We start from the raw sequence: 23,536 nt of genomic DNA, 5'->3' as shown, positions 1-23,536 counted from the left end.
CGTATCGAATATACGATCAAAAGATAGAGGGATAATGGCTCTATGAGCGATCTAGCTAGAGAGATCACGCCCGTAAACATTGAAGATGAGCTAAGAGGTTCATACCTAGACTACGCGATGTCCGTTATCGTGGGTCGTGCTCTTCCAGATGTGCGTGATGGCCTAAAACCAGTACACCGTCGCGTTCTATTCGCGATGAATGTGCTTGGTAACGATTGGAATAAACCATATAAAAAATCTGCCCGTGTTGTGGGCGATGTGATTGGTAAATATCACCCGCATGGTGATAGTGCTGTATACGATACGATTGTTCGTATGGCGCAGCCGTTCTCATTGCGTTACATGTTGGTCGATGGCCAAGGTAACTTTGGCTCGATCGACGGTGACTCTGCGGCAGCAATGCGTTACACCGAAGTACGCATGTCAAAAATTGCCCACGAACTGCTTGCCGATCTCGACAAAGAAACGGTCGATTATGTACCGAACTATGACGGTACAGAACAGATCCCTGCGGTTCTTCCTACGAAAATTCCTAACCTACTGGTGAATGGCTCATCCGGTATTGCAGTAGGTATGGCAACCAACATTCCACCCCATAACCTAACGGAAGTGGTCGAGGGTTGCTTGGCCTATATAAATAATGAAGACATCACCATTGATGAGTTGATGGACTACATTCCGGGCCCAGATTTCCCAACAGCAGCATTAATCAGTGGCCGCAAAGGAATTATCGACGCTTATAAAACAGGGCGCGGTAAAGTCTACATGCGCTCTAAAGCGGATATCGAAGTCGAGAAGAATGGTAAAGAAACCATTATCGTCAGAGAAATCCCTTATCAAGTGAACAAAGCACGCTTGATTGAAAAAATTGCTGAGTTGGTTAAAGAGAAAAAAGTCGAAGGCATCAGTGCACTACGTGATGAGTCTGATAAAGACGGCATGCGTATTGTTATCGAATGTAAACGTGATGCGGTTGGCGAAGTGGTACTGAACAACCTTTACGCTCAAACACAGTTACAAACAACATTCGGCATCAACATGGTTGCGCTGGATAATGGTCAACCTAAGCTATTCAACTTGAAAGAAATGTTGAAATGCTTTGTTGATCACCGCCGTGAAGTGGTGACGCGTCGTACTATTTTTGAACTGCGTAAAGCTCGTGATCGTGCCCACATTCTAGAAGCACTTGCTCTCGCGTTAGCCAACATTGATGAAATCATCGAATTGATTCGCCGCGCAGCAACGCCAGCAGAAGCAAAAGAAGGCTTGATTGCTCGTGGTTGGGATCTTGGCAACGTAGCGTCAATGCTTGAACGTGCTGGAACCGATGCCGCTCGTCCTGAATGGCTTGAACCAGAATACGGTATCCGTGATGGCAAATATTTCTTAACTGAGCAACAAGCCCAAGCAATTCTTGAACTTCGTCTGCACAGATTGACAGGTTTAGAGCACGAAAAAATTCTTGATGAGTACAAAGCTCTTCTGGAAGAAATTGCTGAACTGATGCATATCCTTGCCAGCACTGAACGTTTGATGGAAGTGATCCGCGAAGAGCTTGAAACTGTTCGTGATGCTTTTGGTGACGCACGACGCACTGAAATTACCGCGGCAACTCACGATATCGACATGGAAGAGCTGATTGCTCGTGAAGATGTGGTAGTTACACTTTCTCATGCAGGTTATGTGAAATACCAGATCCTCAGCGATTACGAAGCACAACGCCGTGGTGGTAAAGGTAAGAGCGCGACGAAGATGAAAGAAGAAGACTACATTGAGCGTCTTCTTGTGGCGAATACTCATGACCATATTCTTTGCTTCTCGACTCGTGGTAAGACATACCGTTTGAAAGTCTATCAATTACCGCTAGCGAGCCGTACAGCGCGTGGTAAACCTATCGTTAACATTCTTCCTCTGGAAGAAGGGGAACGTATTACTGCGATTTTGCCAGTCACTGAGTTTAGTGATGATAAGTTTATCTTTATGGCGACCGGTGACGGTACAGTGAAGAAAACATCACTTTCAAGCTTTGCCAACGTGCGTTCTAACGGTTTGATCGCGGTTAACTTGCGTGAAGATGACTCTTTGATTGGTGTGGACATTACCGATGGCAACAGTGAAATTATGCTGTTTTCTAAATTTGGTAAAGTGGTTCGCTTTAAAGAATCAGAAGAAACGCCAGTATTGGATGAAAATGGTCAGCCTGTTCTTGATGAACATGGCCAGCCAGAAATTAAGTTCAAAGGTGTTCGCGCCATGGGACGCACAGCGTCTGGTGTTCGTGGTATGAAGCTAGCAGAAGGCGACCAAGTGGTATCGCTGATTGTTCCTTCAAATGACGGCGACATCTTAACAGTGACACAAAACGGCTATGGTAAACGTACAACCTTAGGGGAATACCCAACTAAAGGTCGTGCAACTCAAGGCGTTGTTTCAATCAAGGTGTCTGAGCGTAATGGTCAAGTTGTCGGCGCAGTGCAAACTGAAGAAGGCGATGAGTTCATGATGATCACCGATGCCGGTACGCTCGTTCGTACTCGCGTCGCGGAAGTGAGCCAAGTGGGACGCAATACTCAAGGTGTGACCTTGATTCGCACCGCTGAAGATGAAAACGTCGTAGGTTTACAACGTATTGAAGAAATTGAAGATGTTGAGTTACCAGAAGGTGAGGAATTGCCAGAAGGTGAAGCGAGCGTTGCAATTTTAGAAGTACAAAGTGACGCAGAAGAGACTGACTCTGAACCGAGCAGCGATTCTGAAGACGAGTAATCGTTTCACATATCCACCTTTATTCTAAGGTGATAAAGAATAAAAGCCGGAGCATTGATTGCTTCGGCTTTTTACTTCTAGCGAGCAGCCCATCCAACAAGTGAAGGATTTCCATTCAGCGTTGAAATCGTGGTGGTCTTTTTGAAAAGATCATCTGTGCCACAAATACGGCTGACTCCACATCTCTCATTCAACCTAAAATTGCCTATACTTAGCTATTGAGTTAACGTCATAAAAGTCATTAATTTAATTTTAAACGTTCTAGAAAAGATAACTTTTTAATAAATAAGAAACCATTCATTGGTTAAGATCTGTCCCCATAACATAATGGCGCTACAACTAAAAAGGATATAAAAGATGTTTGCTAATCGGTTTACCTTACAATCGCGATTAATTTTTGCGGTGTTATTACCTTGCGTTGCGTTGATTATTGTTGGAATGGCGAGCTTCAATAGCATGTCGACGATTCAACGACAGGCAGAACAGCTCTATCTCAATACGGCCGCGCCAATGCGTTCAATGGCTGAAGTTGCCTCTCGAATTCCCCGTATGCGGGTTGGTATCGATATGATGTTACTTCAAGAGACGTCGTTAAGAGATAAAAAGGGTGTCCTCATACGCGTGAAAGAGACACGTGACGAAGATATCCCTGAAATGAGGCAGTCTGTCGAGCACGCAGTTCAGTCACAAGTGGATCCAGAACAGCGTAGACAAGTTCAGCAACTGTTGACTGACTTTGAAAAAATGGTCAGTACTCAACTTAATCCTATGTTGGCAGCATTTGAAAAGGGCGATCTAGATACGGCGCGCAACATATACCGAGATCAATACGCGGTTACCTATGGTGAACTGCGTAAAAAAGCCAATGTGATCCTCGATTCGCTACTAGAGCAGGCCAAACAGCAGAACGTCAATAGCCAAAAGAGTTATGCCCAAGGGCAAAATCACATGTTTATCATTATTGGTATTGGCGTGCTAATTTCGTTTGTCACTTCATTCTTTATTGTTATCGGCCTAAAAACGCGAGTGGCCAGCCTACAAAAATCGATTGCTTTGGCAGCTGAAAACATGGCGCTAGATGCTCGCATTGATTTAGGTGGTCAAGATGAGTTATCGAAAATTAGCGACAGTTTTAACGACTTCATTGAGAAAGTACATGTAGCGATCAAGCAAGTGGCTTCAAGTTCTTATGAATTAGCGAATACGGCTAACCAAGTTTCAGCTCGGGCACTATTAACCAAAAACAACTGCACTTCGCAACGTGATAGAACAGTTCAAGTGGCCACTGCCATTCATGAATTAGGCGCAACGGTAGGCGAAATTGCAAACAACGCAGCTCAAGCTGCCGACGTTGCGAAACAGGCCACTCATCAGGCGGAAAATGGCACCACTGTAGTAGAGAAAGCACAAGTGCAAATTGCAGATTTGATCACTGAATTAGAGCAAGCTGCACAAGTCGTAGGCTCTTTGGCTGGTCAAGTGGTTAACATCAGCTCGATACTTGAGACTATTCGTAGCATTTCCGAGCAAACGAACTTACTTGCATTGAACGCAGCGATTGAGGCGGCGCGAGCGGGAGAGCAAGGTCGAGGTTTTGCGGTCGTTGCCGATGAGGTGCGAAATTTAGCAAGCCGTTCTGCTGCATCAACCGAAGAAATTCAAAGAGTCATTAATAACTTACAAGAAGAATCGAAACGGGCGGTTGGGGCGATGTCCCAAGGCCGAGAGCAGAGTTTGTTGGTGGTTGAACAAGCTGAAAATGCCAATAGTTCGCTAAAACAGATCCGCGTTTATATAGAGAATATTAGTGATCAGAACATTCAAGTGGCGACGGCAACGGAAGAGCAATCAAGTGTGGTCAGTGAAATCAACCGCACCGTTGAAGATATTAATCATCTCACCATGGAAACAACAACAGTGGCTGAGGAGCTCACTGTCAGTAGCGAACATTTGAAAAAAGTTTCTAAGCAACTCGATAGCCTAGTGAATAATTTTAAATTGTAATTTTGATACTTTAGGCTTAGATATTAGAAATGTGATAACTATTCCATAACTTAACACGACATAAGACATGTCTATGAAAAATGGTATTATTTTTGAGAATTTTAGTGTTTTTATAGGAATCGGTTGTGGACCCTGTGATATCGCAATTAAAGAAGGATTTTTATGCGCAGATTCGCTCTCTCAAAGACGGTCCGACATCTGAATCTCAAACGACCTTAGCACTGCTCACAGAAGAAGAGTTGCAACAACTCGAACAAATGTGGGTTGAACTGGCGGTTTGGAAGCAGTCGCAGAATATCTAACTGCCCACAAATCGATTAGCGCAAATTTTCGTAATAATCCCAAATAAAAAGCCAGCAGAACAGATGCTGGCTTTTTTGTTTATCACGTCGGCTGTTAATTATACGCGCGTGCGACACGTCCAAGTGATGACAGTTGATAATGTTCAGCGTATGCGGGGATGAAGATTGAGTGACCTTTTTTCACGGTTAGAGACTCACCATTGTCATGGGTTAAGGTCGCATCAGCATCAATGGCAAAGATAATTTCGGCACTGTTGATTTTCACGTTAACTTGCGCGGCATTGAGGTAAATCGCAAACTTAAAATCGCGGACTGGGACAGGGAACAGTAATGCTCCATTTTCTTCGATTGGTTTCAATAACAGGCTTGAAGCGGGTTTTTCTTCAAATAGCGTGCATGATGCGAGCTCTTCAATATCCATGTGTTTGGGTGTTAGGCCAGCGCGCAATACGTTGTCTGAATTGGCCATGATTTCAAGCCCGGTACCTTTCAAGTAGGCGTGTGGCGTTCTGGCGTCTAAAAACATGGCCTCACCCGGAGCTAAAGTGAGTACATTGAGCATTAATGGAGAAAATAGACCGATATCACCGGGGTACTGTTGTGCCAGCTCTAAAATGAGCCCAAAAAGATCATCACCTGAATGATGATGGGCATACGCTAATAATGCATTCACCGCATGTTCTTTTTGCTCGCCAGTTAATGATAGCAATGCACTAAAAAAGGTTTTTAAACCTTGTGATGTTGGGTTGTGTGCAAAAGCATCGACTAGGGTTGAAATCGCATTGATATTCAGCGTTTGAAAGTGTTCAACAATCTCTGTGATTGGGCGAAACCCATTCATCGCTTGATAAGGGGTAAGGGCGTAAACCAATTCCGGCTTGTGGTTAGGATCTTTATAGTTGCGATGTCCGGCATTGAGTGGGATCCCCGCTTGGTTTTCTTTCTCAAAGCCAATTTCCGCTTCTTGCTTACTTGGGTGAACTTGAATCGAAAGGGCGTTCGCTGCGGCAAGTACTTTGAAAAGATAAGGTAGCTCACCAAAGGTTGTTGCAGTAGCAGCAGAAAGAAACGCTGTTTTATCTTGGTTGATCATCTCAAGCAACGAAACCGGTTCTCCATTCACATGAATTTGTGAGCATCCATTTGGGTGTGCTCCCATCCAAATTTCTGCTTGTGGAGCGTTGTTTGGGTTAGCAATATCAAACAAGTGCTGAATCGAAGTCGTGCTTCCCCACGCATAGTTTTGGATGACATTGTCCATCAAAAAGAAAGGTTGTTTGTTATTGGTCATAGTACATCTCACAAAAAATCAAAATAAAAACAAAGCAGCAGTACATAGAGTAAGCGAAATAAAAAACTCCCGAGTTAAAGCGGGAGTACAACATAAAATCAGAAGCTCAGCGTTGATGAACATCAAGCACTCTCGGGGGAGAGTGCTTGATCATTAAGCCGTTGCTTGTTGTAATTTCGCTTGGCGCATTTTTTTCAGAGTGATACAAACAACACCTGTCACTACAGCACCGGTTGCCATGCAAAGCAAAGCTAGCAAAGGCTTATTCATGGCACCGAGCAATGCTACTACAGGACCGCCGTGGGCAACACTGTTTGTAATGCCAAAAGTGAACGCCATAACCGCTGCAACCATCGACCCCAAGATGTTTGCTGGAATGACTGACATCGGATCTTGTGCGGCAAATGGAATTGCCCCTTCAGAGATACCAACCAAGCCCATTGCACCGGAAGCTTTACCTGCTTCAATTTCAGAGGCTTCAAACAAGTTCAGTTTACGGCCCAAAACGGTTGCTAAAGCCATGCCGAGTGGCGCGACTGGAATGGCACACGCCATTGCACCCATAAATTGAGTTTGACCGCTGGCAATCATACCAACAGAGAAGAGGAATGCCACTTTGTTAAATGGGCCACCCATATCAAAGCCAGCCATGCCGCCGAGCACAATACCGAGCAGTATCACGTTACCTGAGCTCATGCTCGTAAGTAGTGCGGTTAAGCCATCCATCAAGCTTGCAATCGGCGCGCCGATAACAAAAATAAAGAGCCCAGAGATAAAGAGTGAGCCTGCGATGGGTGCAATCATGATTGGCACAAGTGGTTGAATAAACTTGTGAAAATGGATGCTTGTTAACCATTTGATGAAATAACCGACTAAAAGGCCAGCAATAATGGCACCGATAAAACCTGTACCAGCATCTGCGCCGTAGAATGACCCGTTGTTAGCGATCCAACCACCAATTAAGCCAGGAGTCAGAGCGGGGCGATCGGCGATCGCATACGCGATGTAACCTGCAAGAATGGGGATCATCAACGTAAAAGCAACCACACCGACGTTCAGCACTTGATTCCACATACTGCCGTCAGGAATGGCCATACCAGCTTCGGTTGGCTCGCCGCCAATAGCGAGTGCTAAAGCAATCAACAAACCGCCAGTAACAACGAATGGGATCATATGCGATACACCATTCATCAAATAGCGGTATAAATCGGAGCGAGCTTGCGCCGCTTTGCCTTTCCCATCTAAAGTCTTGGCACTGGCATCGGCTTGATATTTTGGTGCGCTGAGGGCTTTTTCAATCAACCCTTTTGCATCACGAATCGGCGCTTTAACACCAGTTTCAATCAGTTTTTTACCCGCAAAGCGCACCATGTCAACTTGCTTGTCGCAAGCCACGATGATCGCATCAGCTTTAGCGATCTCTTCATCCGTTGGGCTATTTTTCACCCCAATCGAACCGTTGGTTTCGACTTTAATTTGATAACCCATCGTGGCGGCCCCTTTTTCCAGCGCTTCAGCGGCAAGATAAGTGTGTGCAACACCGGCTGGGCAGCCCGTTACGCCAATCAAAAAGCCTTTATTGGCTTCAACATCGGTTGCTTTTTCGGTTTTTTGTAGCAACAAATCTAGCGCTGCTTGCTCTGTTTTTGCGTCTAAGAAACGTTCAATGAACCCTTCTTCAATCAGCTTGGAAGAGAGCTCTGCCAGCACTTCAATATGATGATTTGAACCACCATCAGGCGAGGCTATCATGAAAAATAATTTAGAAGGCAAGCCATCTTCCGCGCCATATTCGATACCGCTTTTGCTGATGCCTATCACAACTGCAGGCGAGATAACGGCGGAACTTTTGGCATGAGGCAGCGCGACACCATCTTCAAATCCAGTGTTACCAAGCTCTTCACGAGCATAGATATCGGCTAAAAACTGCGATTTATCGCTGATGCGTCCTTGTTCTAACAGTACATCGACCAGCTCTGAGAAAACGCCATCTTTTGATGTTGCTTTCAAATCAAGCAGGATCAAGTTCTCATTAATGAGTTGAGTGATCATGTTTCGTCCCCTATATGGTTTTTATCCCCTTCGCACGTAGAACTGAGCCATGTTGGCTGCAACTTCAAACTGTTTGGGGATATTGTTATTGCGCACCGCGCTTTTTGTTGGAGATATTGTGAGCTCCTCGGGTGAACAGTGGTAGTGTACGAAACTGGCATTTACTGGATTATTGTAACCTGTGGCTGCAAACGTGATCAGGCTCTTATTTTGGTTTTAGGGTGATAATTTGAATTTATGATTAATTTTTTATTTTAATTCAATTAGATAAATTGATTATTTTGCTTTTTCGATCGGAGTTATCGAATGCGTAATGATTGGTGATTCATGAGGTATTGGATTATAGTTGCCTCGTTTATTGATGGGTATAGGGTGAATTTTGTGATCCCAGTATTTAAAAATGTGATTGAAGTGCTGCTCTCGGAGCGAGAAAGTTTTAATCGAATATGGTTTGCTGGGGACAAAATAACGCCGCCAGCGTTCAGTTACCAAGTCAATTTCCCTCGTCTAGAATTGGTTTTAAGCGGCGTGTATAGCAACGAAATCGAAGAGATTGAACACGGTATCAGTAAGGTCAACATCTTATCTGGTGATGCGCTTTATATACCTCCGAACTGCTGGAATAAACCTGATTGGCAAGAGAGCTGTTCGGTCTTGAGTTTGCTATTTGGCCGTCGTCAAATGGGGTTTAGTTTGGTCAGTAAACACAAAGGCGAGAGTGGTTTTTATGATGTTCAGAAACACAGTATCCCAACGCGTACTGGGCACGCGATTGATCACATGCTCGAAGGGCTAAATGCATTAGCACGTGAGCCTCAGAAAAGCCCAATGGACGAACATTTGTTGTTGGCTCTGTTGAGTTACAGCGCCACAATGCTTGATCAACCGACCGCTTCTCCTAAAAAGCGCAGTGAAGATTTATATCAAGGTATCTGCATCTATATCCAAGAAAATTTTCATCGCAATATTTGCCGTGACAGCATCGCACAGCGGTTTAATATCTCTGCCAACCATTTATCGCGCATGTTTCGCCAACAAGGACACATGACTCTTGCTGATTACATCACTTGGGTAAGAATTGAACGGGCAAAATTTATGTTGAAGAAATACACCTTTCGTTTAGCCGAAGTGGCCACGCGCTGTGGATTTCAAGATGTGAATTATTTTTTCCGCGTATTTAAAAGCAAAGCGGGTATGACTCCATCTGAATATCGAACTCTGTCGCAATAAAGCTATTCATTTTGTATTGGGTCGCACGGCTTAGCCATCACGTGCAGCAAAATGGCTTTAAGGGTTTCTTCTCTTTTTGCCGTAAGTAGCCATTGACGATGTTCCTCTTCCAGCAACCAACGAGTTAACTGCGTGACCGGTTTAATCACGGTTCGCGGCGCTGATGTCGGCAGTAATAAGGTGATGATCAGCGACACATCGCCGGATTTTTCTGACCATGATAGCGGGTTTGCTAACCAGTGAACCGCCAGTGTTGGCTGGGTAACTCGTGCGTGAATGATATGGGGTAGCGCTATTCCACGGCCAATAATGGTCGGGGAGATGGCTTCTCTTTTTTCCAGCGCATGCAAAATATCATGGCAATGTGCGGGCATGATCTGCTTAGCAATCGTGTCGAGTGCCTCTGATTTGCTAACCACTGAGCCTAATGTGGCGTAATGCCACTGTAGCGAAAAAGGCAGTTGAAAAGCTAGGTGGGTGGCGAACGCCAATTCCGCTTTAGCATTTTGTTTGTGTGATGTTGAAATAAGCAGTGTGTGCTCGCGCAAATACTCTGTCATCACCATACAGGCCAACTCGGCATCGAGCCCTTCAATGGCAATTTGGCATACATCTCCCGGGTTTGAACCAAGGCTTAACACTTGCAGTGTATGGTTAAGCATTGCCTTGTTGTCACGCGTGATGTTAAACAGCACCACCACCGAGCGAAAATGGCGGTTGAGATCTTTCAATTCATTTAATTGCCAGCTGACTAGACCGCCTGCTTTTAAAACAAACGTGATGCGCGTTGTGATCATCGGCGGTTACAAATGACGATCTAAAACAGATTGCACGTTCGTCAACACTTCTTCAATGGACACCTGAACCGTTTTGCAACCAACAAAACGTTCACGCTGTTCAATGTCGATATCTGAAGCGATGAGGATCAGATCCGCGTTGACAATATCTGCCACTGTCAGTGGGTTCTCGACACCCATTGCGCCTTGGGTTTCGACTTTGATTGAGATATTACGCTTATTCGCTTCTTTTTTGAGTGCGTCTGCGGCCATATAGGTGTGCGCGATGCCTGTTGGACAAGCGGTTACTGCGATAATTTTCATAACGAAAGATAATAGAGAAATGATGAGTGAGTATAAGGAGGATGAAAGCGTGACTCAACCGAAGTTTACGCTAAGCCAGCACCCTAATGGCTGTAGCACTCAGGCTACTCGGCTTTGCACATAAACTTTGCACTGGCCGTAGAATAGGGAAGCCCATCATAAAAAATGGTGCTGCACAGATAGTAAATGTGACGTTTTTGTTTGATAAGATGCGCTTCGACTTGTAACGGTACATTCAGTGGAATAGGGTGCAGATAACGTACGTTTAGCTCTGCCGTCATCGCATAAATGCACTGTGCAAACAGACAATGCGTCATGGCAGCGTCATGTAAGGTGCTGATAAGTCCACCCTGCATAACCCCTTGATAGCCTTGCATCTTTTCTGTTGCTACAATCTGTGCGCATACGCTCCCCGTTTCTGTTTGGTTAAATTGCAGTGTGTGCGTTTCAGAAAAGAACGGGGCACAACAAACCGCGCAGTGGCAATGTTGTATGGGAGGTTGAATGTTCATAAGTTCACCAAACTGTTTTTAAATGATTAGGAGAAGAAAATGGCAAGACCCAAAAAAATTCGTCGTGTTTGTGGTCAAGCGGCGTATGCATGCTTCAAACCCAACGGTGTCAAATTATCTGAATTGAACACAGTAGATTTACTGCCAGAAGAACTTGAAGCGTTGCGTTTGGCTGATAAAGAGGGGCTTAGTCAATTGCAAGCGGCCACGCAGATGGGCATATCGCGACAAACCTTTGGTAATATCGTTAACCAAGCAAGAGCGAAAGTCGCGACTTGCTTGGTGGAAGGTCATGCGTTGATGTTGGTTGAGCGCTAACGCTCGTGATCAGGTTCTTGAATTTGATACAACACCTTCTGATGCTCATCACAAACGTCTACGCAGTTACATTCTCTTTCAATATCGATATTTGCTAATCCACCACAACTGCCTTGCAGCGAGCGGCGGCGAAACAAAACACCGATCGCCATCAAGACAATAATGCCAATGAAAAACGCAAAGGTTATAACATAAGTCATTATTTTCCCTCGACAATCGCTTTTACTTTCAGCACTTTCTTCAACGCTTCTATGGTAGTTGGTGACAGCATTCTGGGTGCCAGTTTGTTATGTTTACCCACTTTCTTCGATCCACATTGACTAGCACAACGTTTCTTCGATTTATTGGCTGAAGGCTTGCCAAAAGAGACGTCGGTGACGGGCAGAAGATGGTTTGGATGAAGTGATGTTAATTGGCTGCCTCTTGGTGCGTAATATACCTCAATCTTCTTTTCTAAAATTGCTGCTAACATATTTTGTCCGATATTGCGGACGATAACAGCGTCCACTCTATTCTCTCTTAGCAGTGCAAGTAGCTGTTTTTTGTGGCCACAACTGCCCTCGGTTTTCGTAACGTCAATACGCTGGCTAGTGGCGGCGGTATCGTCCACAATCATCAATTGAGGCGCTTTGGCAAAGTGATTAAAAGGCGAGTTTTGATCACAAGGGATGGCATAAATCATCATGGCTCCTAAAGTTTATCGGGTTCTTGTATTTAAAATACATCCTATTATTGGCATATGCCAATAATAAAAATGACAATTTAAGAGTTCATTAATTAAAAGTCGTGGTGCTGTTTGGTAAATCGAGACCCGATATGGCGTAAAAATACGCGAATAAATTGCAGGCGTATGTAACAAGCCTCACCTACACTTTGTGAGCGGTCAAATGAAAATTAAATCTATTGCATATTGGAAACTCGCAAGTGTAAACGTTAACACTTAGTGTTTTGAGAGGTATGATCTCTTTCGTGGTGGATCGCACTTTTAAAAAGAGAAATAGGTCTCGATGTTACATTGCGTTACGTATGATTACTTAGTTTTGCAATAGTTATCAAACTATTCACAAGAAACTGCATGAAAATGCGATTTCAAAACTGAAATTTTAACTGGTTCACATTAATTGTTTGTTTTACTACTATACTTTGAAAGGTAAACGTTTTCACTGCTGTTTCTCAGAGTTAACGTTTCTCCCCCTACACAACGTAATAACAACACTAACAAATAGGACTTGTTCAATGAGAAAGTTAACTACTTTAGCCATGCTTGCGGCTGGTATGAGTTTCGGCACTCAAGTCATGGCTGACACAACGATCGGTGTGACCGTTTATAAGTACGATGATAACTTTATGTCAGTTGTTCGCCAAGCGATTGAAAAACAGGCAAATAATGACGGCAACACCAAGGTTTTGATGAATGACTCACAAAACAGCCAATCAATGCAAAATGACCAAGTGGATGTCATGTTGGCTCGTGGCGTGAAAGCACTGGCGATCAACCTTGTCGACCCTGCAGCTGCACCAAGTATTATTCAAAAAGCGAAAATGGATGATGTTCCTATCGTTTTTTACAACAAAGAACCGAGTGCTAAAGCGCTCGCTTCATATGACAAAGCCTATTATGTGGGTACAGATTCAAAAGAGTCGGGCATCATCCAAGGCGATCTCATTGCGCAACACTGGAAAGCCAATCCTGCTTGGGATAAAAACGGTGACGGTGTACTGCAGTATGTAATGCTGAAAGGCGAACCAGGTCACCCAGATGCGGAAGCTCGTACTTCTTATTCTGTGAAAACCATTAACGAAAATGGCATCAAAACAGAAGAGCTACACATGGATACAGGTATGTGGGATACCGCCATGGCGAAAGATAAAATGGATGCTTGGTTATCTGGCCCCAACGGTAGCAAAATCGAAGTCGTGATTGCCAATAATGATGGTATGGCGATGGGTGCGATTGAAGCGTTACGTGGTGCGGGTGCGAAAGTACCAGTATTCGGTGTTGATGCGTTAGCAGAAGCATTAGCATTAGTTAAATCTGGCGACATGGCAGGCACTGTGCTTAATGATGCAGATTCACAAGCGAAAGCGACATTTGAACTTGCACGTAATTTAGCCAACGGCAAAGCTGCAACCGAAGGCACTCAATGGGAAATGGCCAATAAGATTGTTCGTGTTCCTTATGTTGGTGTGGATAAATCGACACTCGAGTAACCTAAAGTTCAAGGGGGAAGTCATTCCCCCTTTACTCCCTAACTTATAGGGTGTTTATACAATCAATAATAAATAATTGCTGATTAAATTTTATTTAATATTGAATGGTATTAATCAAAGAATAAATAAGTGATGCCATGGTAAATCAAGAGCATGAATTTCTGTTAGAAATGACAGGAGTGAGTAAAGAGTTTCCCGGGGTTAAGGCATTAGATAAAGTTAATTTGAAAGTTCGACCACACTCTATTCATGCGTTAATGGGAGAGAATGGTGCAGGTAAGTCGACGCTATTAAAATGCCTTTTTGGAATTTATGATAAAAACGAAGGTGATATTATATTTTTAGGCGAACATGTGAATTTTCAATCGTCTAAGCAAGCTTTGGAAGCGGGTGTTTCCATGGTCCACCAAGAGCTTAACCAAGTATTACAATGTTCTGTAATGGATAATATTTGGCTAGGGCGTTACCCAAAGAAAGGACTCTTTGTCGATCACGATAAAATGTATCGCGATACCAAAGAGATCTTTGATGAACTCGATATTGATATAGACCCGAAAATTAAAGTGGCTAAATTATCGGTATCACAAAGGCAGATGGTCGAAATAGCGAAAGCGTTTTCTTACAACGCGCGCATTGTGATCATGGATGAACCCACGTCCTCTTTGACTGAAAAAGAGGTATCGCATCTTTTTACTATCATTAACAAGTTGAAAGAAAAAGGCTGTGGCGTGGTGTACATCTCTCACAAAATGGAAGAAATATTTACTATTTGTGATGAGATAACCATCTTGCGTGATGGGCAATGGGTTGATACGAGGCCGTTGAAAGGGCTCGATATGGACAAAATCATTTCGATGATGGTTGGCCGTGAATTAACACAGCGCTTTCCCACAAAGACCAATGTGCCAAAAGAAATTATCCTCGAAATCAAAAATTTAACAGCACTGAACCAACCCTCTATTCAGGATATTTCGTTTGATCTCAGAGAAGGTGAAATCTTAGGTGTGGCTGGGCTCGTCGGTTCAAGACGCACTGATATTGTGGAAACCATTTTTGGGGTTCGTGAGCGTAGTAACGGCCACATTATCTTACATGGCCGAGAGATGAAAAACCGTGATGCACATGAAGCGATCAATAGTGGTTTTGCGTTGGTGACAGAAGAGCGTCGTTCAACCGGCATTTACAGTAATTTAGATATTACCTTTAACTCTTTGGTTGCCAATGTGGATGAATACAAAACCAAATTAGGTTTACTGAGTAATAAAAAAATGAGGAGTGATACACAGTGGGTAATTGACTCCATGAGTGTAAAAACACCTTCTCATGAAACATCAATCGGTTCTTTGTCTGGTGGTAATCAGCAGAAAGTCATTATTGGCCGTTGGTTGTTAACTCAGCCAGAAATATTAATGCTTGATGAGCCAACTCGGGGTATTGATGTCGGAGCAAAGTTTGAAATTTATCAATTGATATTGGAATTAGCGAAAAAGAATAAAGGGATTATTATTATCTCTTCCGAAATGCCAGAGTTGTTAGGCATTACCGATAGAATATTGGTGATGAGTAATGGCCGAGCTGCGGGAATCGTTAATACTAAAGACACTTCACAGAATGAAATATTAGAGCTGGCCTCTCGTTACCTCTAGGGAAATTATTATGGATTCAGTTAAAACATTTGCAATGAAGCACCTAAAGGAAGGTGCGATCTATGCGGTTCTATTTATTCTTCTGGCAATTATTATTATTCAGGAGCCATCATTTTTAAGTTTACGCAACTTTAGTAATATATTAACGCAATCTTCAGTGCGCGTTATTATTGCATTGGGTGTGGCGGGGCTGATTGTAACGCAAGGAACCGACCTTTCTGCTGGACGTCAAGTGGGTTTAGCCGCTGTAATTTCGGCAACACTTTTACAATCAATTGATAACGTCAACAAAGTATTCCCCAGCATTGGTGACGTGCCGATTGTGGCTGTGATTCTTTGTGTGTGCGCGATCGGCGCGATCATCGGCTTAGTGAACGGTGTGATTGTTGCTTATTTAAAAGTAACGCCGTTTATCGCCACATTAGGCACCATGATCATCGTCTACGGGATTAACTCTCTCTACTACGATTCGGTGGGTGCATCTCCAATTGCAGGTTTTGATGAGCGTTTCTCTTCATTCACTCAAGGTTTTATTCGATTTGGAGATTTTAGATTTTCGTACATAACCTTCTACGCCATTATCGCGATTATCTTTACATGGATTTTGTGGAATAAGACCGTTTTTGGTAAGAACATTTTCGCGGTCGGTGGTAACCCAGAAGCTGCAAAAGTTTCTGGTGTTAATGTGCCATTGACGCTACTGAAAGTGTATGCTTTATCGGGTGTGTTCTATGCGTTTGGCGGTATGTTGGAAGCTGGCCGTATCGGCAGTGCGACCAATAACCTTGGCTTCCTGTACGAGTTGGATGCGATTGCAGCCTGTGTTGTGGGTGGCGTGTCATTTGCTGGCGGTGTCGGAAGTATTGCGGGTGTGGTCACGGGTGTGCTTATCTTCACTGTTATCAACTATGGTATGACCTACATTGGCGTGAGCCCTTACTGGCAGTACATCATTAAAGGCGGCATTATTATTTTCGCTGTCGCGTTGGACTCAATGAAGTACGCGAATAAGAAATAACCGCCTAAGAGCAAAAATACAATTTTCGACATTTAATCGCCGAAAATTGTCGAAATAAAATAAACAAAGAGCGCTTTTATCGGCGCTCTTTTACTATTGCTCATTAGGAAGCGTACGTTTTTCAAAATAGCGCACAATCTCCTCGATCAATATTTTGATACGTGACGGTTGGTGATCACGATTGGGATAGAGCAGATGCAAGTCCGATCCTGTGGCCAGAGCGTGTGAACTAAAACTTTGCCGATAATCTTCCAAGAGAAGAACGAGTTTCCCAGCATTGAGGTCGGGTTGAATATCGAGTTGTGATTTGAGTGCAATACCTGCGCCTTCGAGTGCCCACTGACGAATCACTTCGCCATCATTAGACAAACGTGATGGTTTGATCAGAATATCTTGAACGACATCTCCTTTAAGAAAAGACCAACGCGTTAATGATTCACTTTTGCGTAGCATACCCAAGCAAGCATGCTGTTTGAGATCCTCTGGGTGCGTCGGTTGACCATGACACGCTAAATATGCGGGTGAGGCACAAAGAACGCGGCGACTTGTTGCTAATTTTCTGGAAACCAATTGACTATCTTTGAGTGTGCCGTAACGCAATACCAAATCAAGTTTTGTTTCATATATCCCTAACACACTGTCACTAAAGGTAATCTGAGGCACAATTTTAGGATGTCTTGCTAAGAAGGAGTCGAGCAGTGGCAGCAAATGTTGTCGCCCGAGATCTTTGGGTGCTGAAATTTTTATATTGCCTTCCAAGTGTGTTTTCTCGGCGAATAGCGAAGACTCGACTTCAGTGATGTTGGCTAAGGTTTGTAAACATAATGGATAGAAACGTTCGCCGGCTTCCGTCAATGCAATTTTACGTGTGGTTCTTTGCAGCAATTTCACGCCATAGTGGCGTTCAAGCTCTTGCAGTTTTAGTGTGACTGAAGCGGCGGACATATTGATGGCTTTTGCGGCGGCCGCCAACCCTTGTTGCTCAACAATGGCAACAAAGACCTCCATGTTCAATAATTTGTTCATTAAGATTCTATATCGCAGTTATTGTTAAGTAATCCTAAATACTCTTTTTAATTATAGCTAGATTATTTAGTGATTCTTTTGTTATAGCCTATGGATAACAACCCAATACAGAGCGATTGAATGATGAGTAGCTTATTTTTCCCGATACAAATCGGTCCACTTTCTTTGAATAACCGGCTGGTAATGGCCCCGATGACGCGTGCTCGGACAAGTCAACCGGGTAATGTTCCCAACGACATCATGGCGCAATATTATGCTCAGCGAGCGAGTGCTGGTTTGATTATTACTGAAGCAACACAAATATCAGACGATAGCCAAGGATACTCATTTACTCCTGGCATATACACGCCAGAACAAATTGTGGGTTGGCAGCAGGTCACTCAAGCCGTGCATGACCGCGGAGGAAAAATAGTGAATCAGTTATGGCATGTAGGGCGAGTATCGCATCCTGTTTTTCAACAAGGTCAAAAGCCGATGGCTCCTTCAGCTATTGCTCCAGTCGATACCAAAGTCTGGATTGCACAGCCGGGGAGTGCCGGTGAGATGATGGAATGCGTTGAACCAAGAGCAATGACATTGCAAGAGATTAACCAAGTGGTACGCGATTTTGCTAATGCTGCACACAATGCGATTGCGGCTGGCTTTGATGGCGTCGAAATTCATGGTGGTAATGGCTATTTGATCGATCAGTTTTTGCGAACCAATTCGAATCATCGCACTGATCAATATGGTGGCAGCAGAGAAAACCGCTTACGTTTTCTTATGGAAGTTGTGAGTGCAATCATTGATAAGGTTGGTGCTGACAAAGTTGGAGTTCGCTTGGCGCCTTACATCACATTTAAAGATATGAACTGCCCAGATATCGTCCCAACGATTTTGCAAGCGGCGGAGCAATTACAGAAACTCGGTATTGCGTATCTGCATTTGTCAGAAGCTGATTGGGATGATGCTCCACAAATCCCTGAAGATTTTCGCCGACATTTACGTGAGCTGTTCACCAATACCATTATTGTTGCAGGCCGATATGACGTTGAGCGAGCAAACCAAATCTTGGAAAATGGCTACGCTGACTTAGTCGCATTTGGGCGTCCCTTTATTGCGAATCCAGACTTAGTCGAGCGTTTGAAAATGAACCGTACATTATCGGCATTTGATCCAAGTTGCTTATTTGGTGGAGGTACTAAGGGATATACAGATTATCCAAACCATTCCTAAATCGACATAGCCAGCAGTCGTTTGTTCTATGATTCTGCTGGCTTTTTTACAGCTGGTTGGCCGTTATAAAACAATGAGCCATTAACGCGCGCCAAAATGATACGCTAAAGGTAATAAGGCCACAGAATAAACATCCATGTGAATGCTGAAAATATCAACGCGATCAGTACGGCAGCTGAACCGATGTCTTTGGCGCGGCCACTGAGTTCGTGCCATTCGCTACCGACGCGGTCAACCACGGCTTCCACGGCGGAATTCATCAACTCCACAATCACAACTAAGACTAAGCAACCAATCATCATGATTTGCTCAATTTTAGTGACAGGCAAAAAGAAAGTAATGGTAATCAACAAAATTGAAGTGACAGTTTCTTGTCGAATAGCGGCTTCGTTTAGCCACGCGGCTTTCAGCCCTTGTATTGAATAACCTGTGGCATAAAACAGACGCTTTATACCCGTACGACCTGGTTTCATAAAATGAACAACCTAATAATGAATAACTATGACAATGGGCATGAGTGAATTACGTGTAGACGTAAAATAGCTTCGCCCCGCACCCTCATGTTAAAAAAGAGAATCAATGACGTCAGTTCACTGATTCTCTTAAGTGGCCTGATATTAAACGCCCACCACGGGTAGTACAAGAGTAAAGCAAGCGCCTCCGAACACACTTTTAGCCACCGATACTTGGCCGTTGTGGCGTAAAACGATCTGTTTGACGATGGCCAAGCCTAATCCGAAGCCTGATTGTCGCTCTCCACGTGAGAGATCCGCGCTGTAAAAAGCATCAAAAATGAATGGCCAGTGCTGCGGGTCAATCCCTTCTCCATCATCATGGATATCAATTTGCACTGCTTGACCTGCGTTGATCACGGAGGTTTCAACGGCTATTTTGCTTTTGGCGTATTTCTGAGCATTACCCAATAAATTATCCAGAGCTCTTTTGAGAAGGTATGGATCGACCTGTAAAGTGGCGACTTGTGCTAATGGCAGCAACTGGATCTCGACTACGCTGTTGCTGCGCCATTTATCTAGTATCGGTTCGAGCCAGTAATTGAGCTGAATTGTCTGCATATTGAGTTCGTTTTCTGGCCTTTCAACTTTCGCGTAGTAAAGAAGTTCATCGACCATCGTTTCCATCTCTTCGGTATCTTCGATGATACTGGCGACTTTCGCCGCTTGTTTTGGTGTCAGAGATTCATCGGCCAACATTTCTGCTTGCCATTGGATCCGAAAGATAGGGGTGCGTAACTCATGAGCCACGGCATTACTCAGCGCTTTATTGCTGAGCACCAAAGCGGAAATTTTGCTCGCCATGTAGTTAAAGCTTTTGTTTAAAGAGCCGACTTTATCGCCGCTTTTGATGGAGGCTCGAGCGGTTAGATCACCAGCGGCAAAGGCTAAGGTCACTTTTTCCAATTCACGCACTCGCCGACTGATGAACCAGATCAGCAACACACAGTACAGTGCAAAGCCGACGACAAGCAGCAAAAGTGAGAGATTATCTGCGAAGAAAATGGCTTGCCTCAGTGGTGATTCTTCATCGGGTTTAAAGCTGTAAATTGGTGAGGTGGATGTAAGGCGCAACCATAAAAAACGGTCATCATCGTAGTAAGTGTAGGCATTGGGGGCGGTAGTAAAGAAAAACGCTCGCACATCTGAAGGTAAGGTCTTTTCAGTATGCGTCTCTATCAGTTGTCGCGTTTTATCGGCATATTCTTTGAGTACATTTAAGGTGTTAGCTTCACCTTCATGCTGATAAATACGAGTGACCAAGTCATGAAATGCTTCAGCTTGATAATCTTCAAGTACGTAATCGTAGTCAGTACCAAGCTGGTAAACGACCAGTTCAATGGTAATGAGTGTCGCTAAAAAAAAGAGCAATAAACCAACAAAAGATTCAACGTAGATACGACGCATACAGGTTTCTTCTAAAATACGTGGTCATTACCACGTGTCTGGTACAAAAAGGTATCCTTTCCCTCGGACCGTAATAATGCGTTTCGGTGTGGAAGAATCATCACCGAGTTTTTTACGCAAAATGACAATCTTGTTATCGACGGTTCTATCAAGCCCATCGTATTCAATCCCGCGTAACGCTTTGGTTAATACATCCCGTGATAGGACTTGATCTGGTGTTGATGCCAGTAGCCACAGCAAGTCGAATTCGCTGTCGGTCATCGCTACGGCCTCACCATTCATTTCACACAGATGTCGAGATTGATTGAGAGACAAGGCCCCAAATTCAAGCACGGTTTTCGCGGTTTGAATTGGTTCGTTGTCGACTCTGCGCAGTAGCATACGCATTCTTGCAAGCAAGACGCGTGGTTTAATCGGCTTTGTCACAAAATCATCGGCACCAATTTCCAGTGCTGCAACGTGATCAAAATCGTCATCACTGGCGGTTAGCATCAATATCTTACCGTTGTACATAGGACGGATCTGTCTACAAATTGTCAGCCCATCTTCACCGGGTAGCATTAAATCCAGTAACACGATATCTGGTTGTTGCTCTAAAATGACCGCGCTCGCTTTGGCACCTTCAGCAAGAGCAATGACGCTAATATCTTGACTTTCAAAGTATTCTGTTAACATTTCTCTGAGTTTTAGATCATCTTCAACGATGATTAAAGAGTGTCTATCCGTCATGGAGACTCCTAGATAGGTACGATGAACGACATGACAATCGCTGACATTGGAAAAATTTGAAGTGCATAGTAAAGCAAAGACCCAGCATTTTCGCTAGGTCTTTGTATGGTTGGATGAGTTTCTATTGATACAATTTCTTGTTATTCAACTGCTTTGGTTGGTGAAGAGCGAAGTTTGTTCGCCAGCATCACCACAAGTGGGCTAGTCAACATCACAACTGCAAGCACGGTAAACACGAAAGTGATCGGACGTTCCCACAAGAAGCTTAACTCCCCATCGCTGATCATCAACGCGCGGCGAAGGTTCTCTTCCATTAATCCACCCAAAATAAAACCAAGCAGCAGCGGTGCCAGTGGGAAGTTGGCTAACCGCAGAGCAATCGCTCCCATCGCGACGATCAACATCACGTAAACATCCATAGTGTTAAACGAAACCAAATAAACACCGGTGATTGAGAAGAACAAAATCATCGGCAGCAATACGGTTCTTGGTACTGCCAATAGCCTTGAAATATAAGGAATAAGCGGCAAGTTAAGGATGATCAGTACAATATTACCGAGATACATTGAGATGATGACAGACCAAAAGACATCGGGGTGATCAACAAATAAACGAGGGCCAGGTTGAATGCCGTAAGAGAGCAGGGCTCCAAGCATGATCGCTGTGGTGCCAGAGCCGGGAATGCCGAGTGTCAACAGCGGAACAAAAGATCCGCTAGAGGCGGCGTTATTGGCTGACTCTGGTGCAACAAGCCCACGCAAAGAGCCTTTACCGAACTCTTCTTTTTTATCTTTGGGCGCTAAGCTGCGCTCCATACCATAACTCAAAAATGCGGCGATGGTTGCGCCAGCGCCGGGTAACACGCCGGTGAAAAAACCTAAAATGGAAGCACGAATTGAAACGGGAGCCGCTTCTTTAAATTCTGCCTTGGTGATTTTCATACTGCCCAAATTGCTGATTTTATTCTGTTCATCTGTACGCGTGTCGTTTTCTGGTTTTAAAATACCCATTAATGTCTCGCCTAAAGCGAATGTCGCCATCGCCAGCAAGAGGAAGCTAAAACCGTCCATTAAATCAGTTAAGCCAAAGGTAAAGCGTTCCACACCTACTCCTTTATCAATACCAACGGTAGAGAGCATCAAGCCAAGAACAACCATCATCCATGCTTTAAGGACTTGTCCTTTTCCAGCAAAGGCGGCGACCGCCGATAGACCGAGTAGCATCAACGCAAAATAGTCAGAGGATTGAAAACTCAGTGACACGCTGGCCAGTGCAGGCGCTGCGACCAAGAGCATAATCGCTGACAAGGTTCCGCCTGTAAAAGAGGCGTAAGCGGCGATGGCTAACGCTTTACCAGCTTGGCCTTTTTGCGCCATGGGGTAGCCATCAAACGCGGTGACCACGGTTGCTGAGCATCCGGGAGCATTAATCAAAATGGAGGAAGTGGAGCCGCCAAAAATAGCGCCGTAATAAACGCCGGCCATTAAAATCAAACCTGAAGATGGTTCAAGGCCATAGGTGATCGGGATCATCAACGCGATGGCCGAAATCGGGCCAAGCCCGGGTAACATGCCGATAAAAGTACCAACGAAACAGCCCACAATCACCATGAAGATGTTCATTGGCATCATGGCGGTAGAAAGCCCTTGTAAAATTCCATCTAACATAATCAGTTCCTACCAGAGTGTGAAAATAACGCCGGGCTCAAGGTAGATGTCCAAACCTTGAGTAAGCAGCAGATAAAACGCGATGACAAAGGGAAAAGAAGCACCAAATAACACTGATTTGCGTCTTTCACCCAAAATATAAAAGCCAGAGAGTAGAAAGAAACTGGTGGCCAGTACGAAGCCTAAATAGGTTAGACCAAGTCCGTACAGCGCCATCAACACTAAAAAATCAATCAACAATTTCCAGTTGAAGTGCAATACCGCGCCGCTTTGTTTATCGGGCTGCCCTAACACCAGCATCAACAAAGAGAGGCCAATTCCAGCGTAAGTCAGCAGAGTCGGCAAGGTTTGGGCGTTAAACGGTTCGTATTCATCACCGGGAAACATCGGTATTTGAGTCGTTTGATAGCCGTAGCAAAGGCTAAAAACAAGGAAGATCAACGCGCCAACGCGATCGCGGCACAGTAAATATTCTTTGCTGAAAAATTTGGTTGGCAGATCCGACATATCCAACTCCATGGTAAAAATAG

The 23,536-nt window shown here is 44.2% G+C and carries 22 protein-coding genes; 9 read left to right on the top strand and 13 right to left on the bottom strand.

Features of this window, described 5'->3' with window-relative positions; genetic code table 11:
* The first annotated feature begins 42 nt into the window (after positions 1–42).
* The 3 genes from gyrA (at position 43) to AACV20_RS15590 (ending at position 5,072) form a co-directional block, all read left to right on the top strand.
* Positions 43–2,766: a DNA topoisomerase (ATP-hydrolyzing) subunit A gene (gyrA, locus tag AACV20_RS15600; protein ID WP_017049834.1), complete on the top strand. Its 2,724-nt coding sequence runs from the start codon at positions 43–45 to the stop codon at positions 2,764–2,766.
* A 357-nt stretch (positions 2,767–3,123) separates the two neighbouring features.
* A complete protein-coding gene (locus tag AACV20_RS15595; protein ID WP_170907605.1) occupies positions 3,124–4,770 on the top strand; it encodes a methyl-accepting chemotaxis protein in 1,647 nt (548 codons plus the stop codon).
* Between the two features lie 125 nt (positions 4,771–4,895).
* Positions 4,896–5,072, top strand: coding sequence for a hypothetical protein (locus tag AACV20_RS15590; RefSeq protein WP_017042466.1), 177 nt, complete (start codon positions 4,896–4,898; stop codon positions 5,070–5,072).
* A 94-nt stretch (positions 5,073–5,166) separates the two neighbouring features.
* Here AACV20_RS15590 and manA read toward each other — a convergent pair whose 3' ends face one another.
* Both manA and AACV20_RS15580 read right to left on the bottom strand, forming a co-directional pair.
* The gene (gene manA, locus AACV20_RS15585; protein WP_170907604.1) at positions 5,167–6,363 is read right to left on the bottom strand and encodes a mannose-6-phosphate isomerase, class I; all 1,197 of its coding nucleotides are present in this window, start codon (positions 6,361–6,363) and stop codon (positions 5,167–5,169) included.
* Between the two features lie 153 nt (positions 6,364–6,516).
* On the bottom strand, positions 6,517–8,415 hold the full coding sequence (locus tag AACV20_RS15580) for a PTS fructose transporter subunit IIABC (protein ID WP_017049832.1): 1,899 nt from the start codon (positions 8,413–8,415) through the stop codon (positions 6,517–6,519).
* 327 nt (positions 8,416–8,742) lie between these two features.
* Here AACV20_RS15580 and AACV20_RS15575 point away from each other — a divergent pair, with 327 nt between their 5' ends.
* Entirely contained in the window at positions 8,743–9,645 is a 903-nt protein-coding gene (locus AACV20_RS15575; RefSeq protein WP_017049831.1) for a helix-turn-helix transcriptional regulator, read from the top strand.
* 2 nt (positions 9,646–9,647) lie between these two features.
* Here AACV20_RS15575 and AACV20_RS15570 read toward each other — a convergent pair whose 3' ends face one another.
* The 3 genes from AACV20_RS15570 to AACV20_RS15560 all read right to left on the bottom strand — a co-directional run bounded on the left by AACV20_RS15570 (position 9,648) and on the right by AACV20_RS15560 (position 11,257).
* Positions 9,648–10,442 carry a PTS sugar transporter subunit IIA gene (locus AACV20_RS15570; protein ID WP_170907603.1) on the bottom strand — a complete coding sequence of 265 codons (795 nt, stop codon included), beginning with the start codon at positions 10,440–10,442 and terminating at the stop codon, positions 9,648–9,650.
* A 6-nt stretch (positions 10,443–10,448) separates the two neighbouring features.
* Positions 10,449–10,745 (bottom strand): PTS fructose transporter subunit IIB, encoded by a 297-nt coding sequence (locus AACV20_RS15565; protein WP_013856969.1) that lies wholly within the window; start codon positions 10,743–10,745, stop codon positions 10,449–10,451.
* A 104-nt stretch (positions 10,746–10,849) separates the two neighbouring features.
* Complete coding sequence (locus AACV20_RS15560; RefSeq protein ID WP_017046160.1) at positions 10,850–11,257, bottom strand: PaaI family thioesterase; 408 nt, start codon at positions 11,255–11,257, stop codon at positions 10,850–10,852.
* A 39-nt stretch (positions 11,258–11,296) separates the two neighbouring features.
* Between AACV20_RS15560 and AACV20_RS15555 the strand changes: the two genes are divergently transcribed.
* Entirely contained in the window at positions 11,297–11,575 is a 279-nt protein-coding gene (locus tag AACV20_RS15555; RefSeq protein WP_026027228.1) for a DUF134 domain-containing protein, read from the top strand.
* On the opposite strand, the gene nqrM is transcribed toward AACV20_RS15555, so the two are convergent.
* Positions 11,572–11,775 (bottom strand): (Na+)-NQR maturation NqrM, encoded by a 204-nt coding sequence (gene nqrM / locus AACV20_RS15550; RefSeq protein WP_013856966.1) that lies wholly within the window; start codon positions 11,773–11,775, stop codon positions 11,572–11,574. The two genes, AACV20_RS15555 and nqrM, sit on opposite strands and share 4 nt — an antisense overlap.
* Positions 11,775–12,260, bottom strand: coding sequence for a NifB/NifX family molybdenum-iron cluster-binding protein (locus tag AACV20_RS15545; protein WP_249929764.1), 486 nt, complete (start codon positions 12,258–12,260; stop codon positions 11,775–11,777). The genes nqrM and AACV20_RS15545 overlap by 1 nt, the downstream gene beginning before the upstream one ends.
* Before the next feature lie 551 nt (positions 12,261–12,811).
* On the opposite strand from AACV20_RS15545, the gene mglB reads away from it, so the two are divergent.
* From mglB to mglC, 3 genes are all read left to right on the top strand, one after another.
* Positions 12,812–13,786, top strand: a complete 975-nt coding sequence (mglB, locus tag AACV20_RS15540; protein ID WP_026027227.1) for a galactose/glucose ABC transporter substrate-binding protein MglB — start codon at positions 12,812–12,814, stop codon at positions 13,784–13,786.
* 137 nt (positions 13,787–13,923) lie between these two features.
* Entirely contained in the window at positions 13,924–15,432 is a 1,509-nt protein-coding gene (mglA, locus tag AACV20_RS15535; protein ID WP_017046157.1) for a galactose/methyl galactoside ABC transporter ATP-binding protein MglA, read from the top strand.
* Positions 15,433–15,442: 10 nt separating this feature from the next.
* Positions 15,443–16,450, top strand: a complete 1,008-nt coding sequence (gene mglC / locus AACV20_RS15530; protein ID WP_013856962.1) for a galactose/methyl galactoside ABC transporter permease MglC — start codon at positions 15,443–15,445, stop codon at positions 16,448–16,450.
* Between the two features lie 93 nt (positions 16,451–16,543).
* Here the strand turns inward: mglC and AACV20_RS15525 are convergent, their stop codons facing one another.
* On the bottom strand, positions 16,544–17,476 hold the full coding sequence (locus AACV20_RS15525; protein ID WP_105976889.1) for a LysR family transcriptional regulator: 933 nt from the start codon (positions 17,474–17,476) through the stop codon (positions 16,544–16,546).
* A gap of 123 nt (positions 17,477–17,599) precedes the next feature.
* Between AACV20_RS15525 and AACV20_RS15520 the strand changes: the two genes are divergently transcribed.
* The gene (locus tag AACV20_RS15520) at positions 17,600–18,691 is read left to right on the top strand and encodes an alkene reductase (protein ID WP_212752622.1); all 1,092 of its coding nucleotides are present in this window, start codon (positions 17,600–17,602) and stop codon (positions 18,689–18,691) included.
* A 104-nt stretch (positions 18,692–18,795) separates the two neighbouring features.
* Here AACV20_RS15520 and AACV20_RS15515 read toward each other — a convergent pair whose 3' ends face one another.
* From AACV20_RS15515 to AACV20_RS15495, 5 genes are all read right to left on the bottom strand, one after another.
* Complete coding sequence (locus AACV20_RS15515; RefSeq protein ID WP_017047676.1) at positions 18,796–19,164, bottom strand: diacylglycerol kinase; 369 nt, start codon at positions 19,162–19,164, stop codon at positions 18,796–18,798.
* A 144-nt stretch (positions 19,165–19,308) separates the two neighbouring features.
* Positions 19,309–20,610 carry an ATP-binding protein gene (locus tag AACV20_RS15510; protein WP_013856958.1) on the bottom strand — a complete coding sequence of 434 codons (1,302 nt, stop codon included), beginning with the start codon at positions 20,608–20,610 and terminating at the stop codon, positions 19,309–19,311.
* 27 nt (positions 20,611–20,637) lie between these two features.
* Entirely contained in the window at positions 20,638–21,339 is a 702-nt protein-coding gene (locus AACV20_RS15505) for a response regulator (protein WP_013856957.1), read from the bottom strand.
* Between the two features lie 140 nt (positions 21,340–21,479).
* Positions 21,480–23,006 carry a tripartite tricarboxylate transporter permease gene (locus AACV20_RS15500; RefSeq protein ID WP_017046152.1) on the bottom strand — a complete coding sequence of 509 codons (1,527 nt, stop codon included), beginning with the start codon at positions 23,004–23,006 and terminating at the stop codon, positions 21,480–21,482.
* A gap of 9 nt (positions 23,007–23,015) precedes the next feature.
* Positions 23,016–23,513 carry a tripartite tricarboxylate transporter TctB family protein gene (locus tag AACV20_RS15495; protein ID WP_170907601.1) on the bottom strand — a complete coding sequence of 166 codons (498 nt, stop codon included), beginning with the start codon at positions 23,511–23,513 and terminating at the stop codon, positions 23,016–23,018.
* Between the last annotated feature and the right edge of the window lie 23 nt (positions 23,514–23,536).

This window comes from Vibrio sp. B4-6 (genome assembly GCF_963888245.1).
Taxonomy (GTDB): domain Bacteria; phylum Pseudomonadota; class Gammaproteobacteria; order Enterobacterales; family Vibrionaceae; genus Vibrio; species Vibrio anguillarum.
Note: the sequence above shows the minus strand (reverse complement) of the source record. Positions and strands in the feature narration are given on the sequence as shown.

Coding starts and splice junctions, on each gene's coding strand:
- AACV20_RS15505 (WP_013856957.1), bottom strand. CDS start 21,339: ATGACGGATAGACACTCTTTAATCATCGTTGAAGATGATCTAAAACTC.
- AACV20_RS15520 (WP_212752622.1), top strand. CDS start 17,600: ATGAGTAGCTTATTTTTCCCGATACAAATCGGTCCACTTTCTTTGAAT.
- AACV20_RS15595 (WP_170907605.1), top strand. CDS start 3,124: ATGTTTGCTAATCGGTTTACCTTACAATCGCGATTAATTTTTGCGGTG.
- gyrA (WP_017049834.1), top strand. CDS start 43: ATGAGCGATCTAGCTAGAGAGATCACGCCCGTAAACATTGAAGATGAG.
- AACV20_RS15570 (WP_170907603.1), bottom strand. CDS start 10,442: ATGATCACAACGCGCATCACGTTTGTTTTAAAAGCAGGCGGTCTAGTC.
- AACV20_RS15555 (WP_026027228.1), top strand. CDS start 11,297: ATGGCAAGACCCAAAAAAATTCGTCGTGTTTGTGGTCAAGCGGCGTAT.
- mglA (WP_017046157.1), top strand. CDS start 13,924: ATGGTAAATCAAGAGCATGAATTTCTGTTAGAAATGACAGGAGTGAGT.
- AACV20_RS15565 (WP_013856969.1), bottom strand. CDS start 10,745: ATGAAAATTATCGCAGTAACCGCTTGTCCAACAGGCATCGCGCACACC.
- AACV20_RS15495 (WP_170907601.1), bottom strand. CDS start 23,513: ATGTCGGATCTGCCAACCAAATTTTTCAGCAAAGAATATTTACTGTGC.
- nqrM (WP_013856966.1), bottom strand. CDS start 11,775: ATGACTTATGTTATAACCTTTGCGTTTTTCATTGGCATTATTGTCTTG.
- AACV20_RS15560 (WP_017046160.1), bottom strand. CDS start 11,257: ATGAACATTCAACCTCCCATACAACATTGCCACTGCGCGGTTTGTTGT.
- AACV20_RS15575 (WP_017049831.1), top strand. CDS start 8,743: ATGAGGTATTGGATTATAGTTGCCTCGTTTATTGATGGGTATAGGGTG.
- AACV20_RS15510 (WP_013856958.1), bottom strand. CDS start 20,610: ATGCGTCGTATCTACGTTGAATCTTTTGTTGGTTTATTGCTCTTTTTT.
- AACV20_RS15525 (WP_105976889.1), bottom strand. CDS start 17,476: ATGAACAAATTATTGAACATGGAGGTCTTTGTTGCCATTGTTGAGCAA.
- mglB (WP_026027227.1), top strand. CDS start 12,812: ATGAGAAAGTTAACTACTTTAGCCATGCTTGCGGCTGGTATGAGTTTC.
- mglC (WP_013856962.1), top strand. CDS start 15,443: ATGGATTCAGTTAAAACATTTGCAATGAAGCACCTAAAGGAAGGTGCG.
- manA (WP_170907604.1), bottom strand. CDS start 6,363: ATGACCAATAACAAACAACCTTTCTTTTTGATGGACAATGTCATCCAA.
- AACV20_RS15515 (WP_017047676.1), bottom strand. CDS start 19,164: ATGAAACCAGGTCGTACGGGTATAAAGCGTCTGTTTTATGCCACAGGT.
- AACV20_RS15500 (WP_017046152.1), bottom strand. CDS start 23,006: ATGTTAGATGGAATTTTACAAGGGCTTTCTACCGCCATGATGCCAATG.
- AACV20_RS15545 (WP_249929764.1), bottom strand. CDS start 12,260: ATGATGATTTATGCCATCCCTTGTGATCAAAACTCGCCTTTTAATCAC.
- AACV20_RS15580 (WP_017049832.1), bottom strand. CDS start 8,415: ATGATCACTCAACTCATTAATGAGAACTTGATCCTGCTTGATTTGAAA.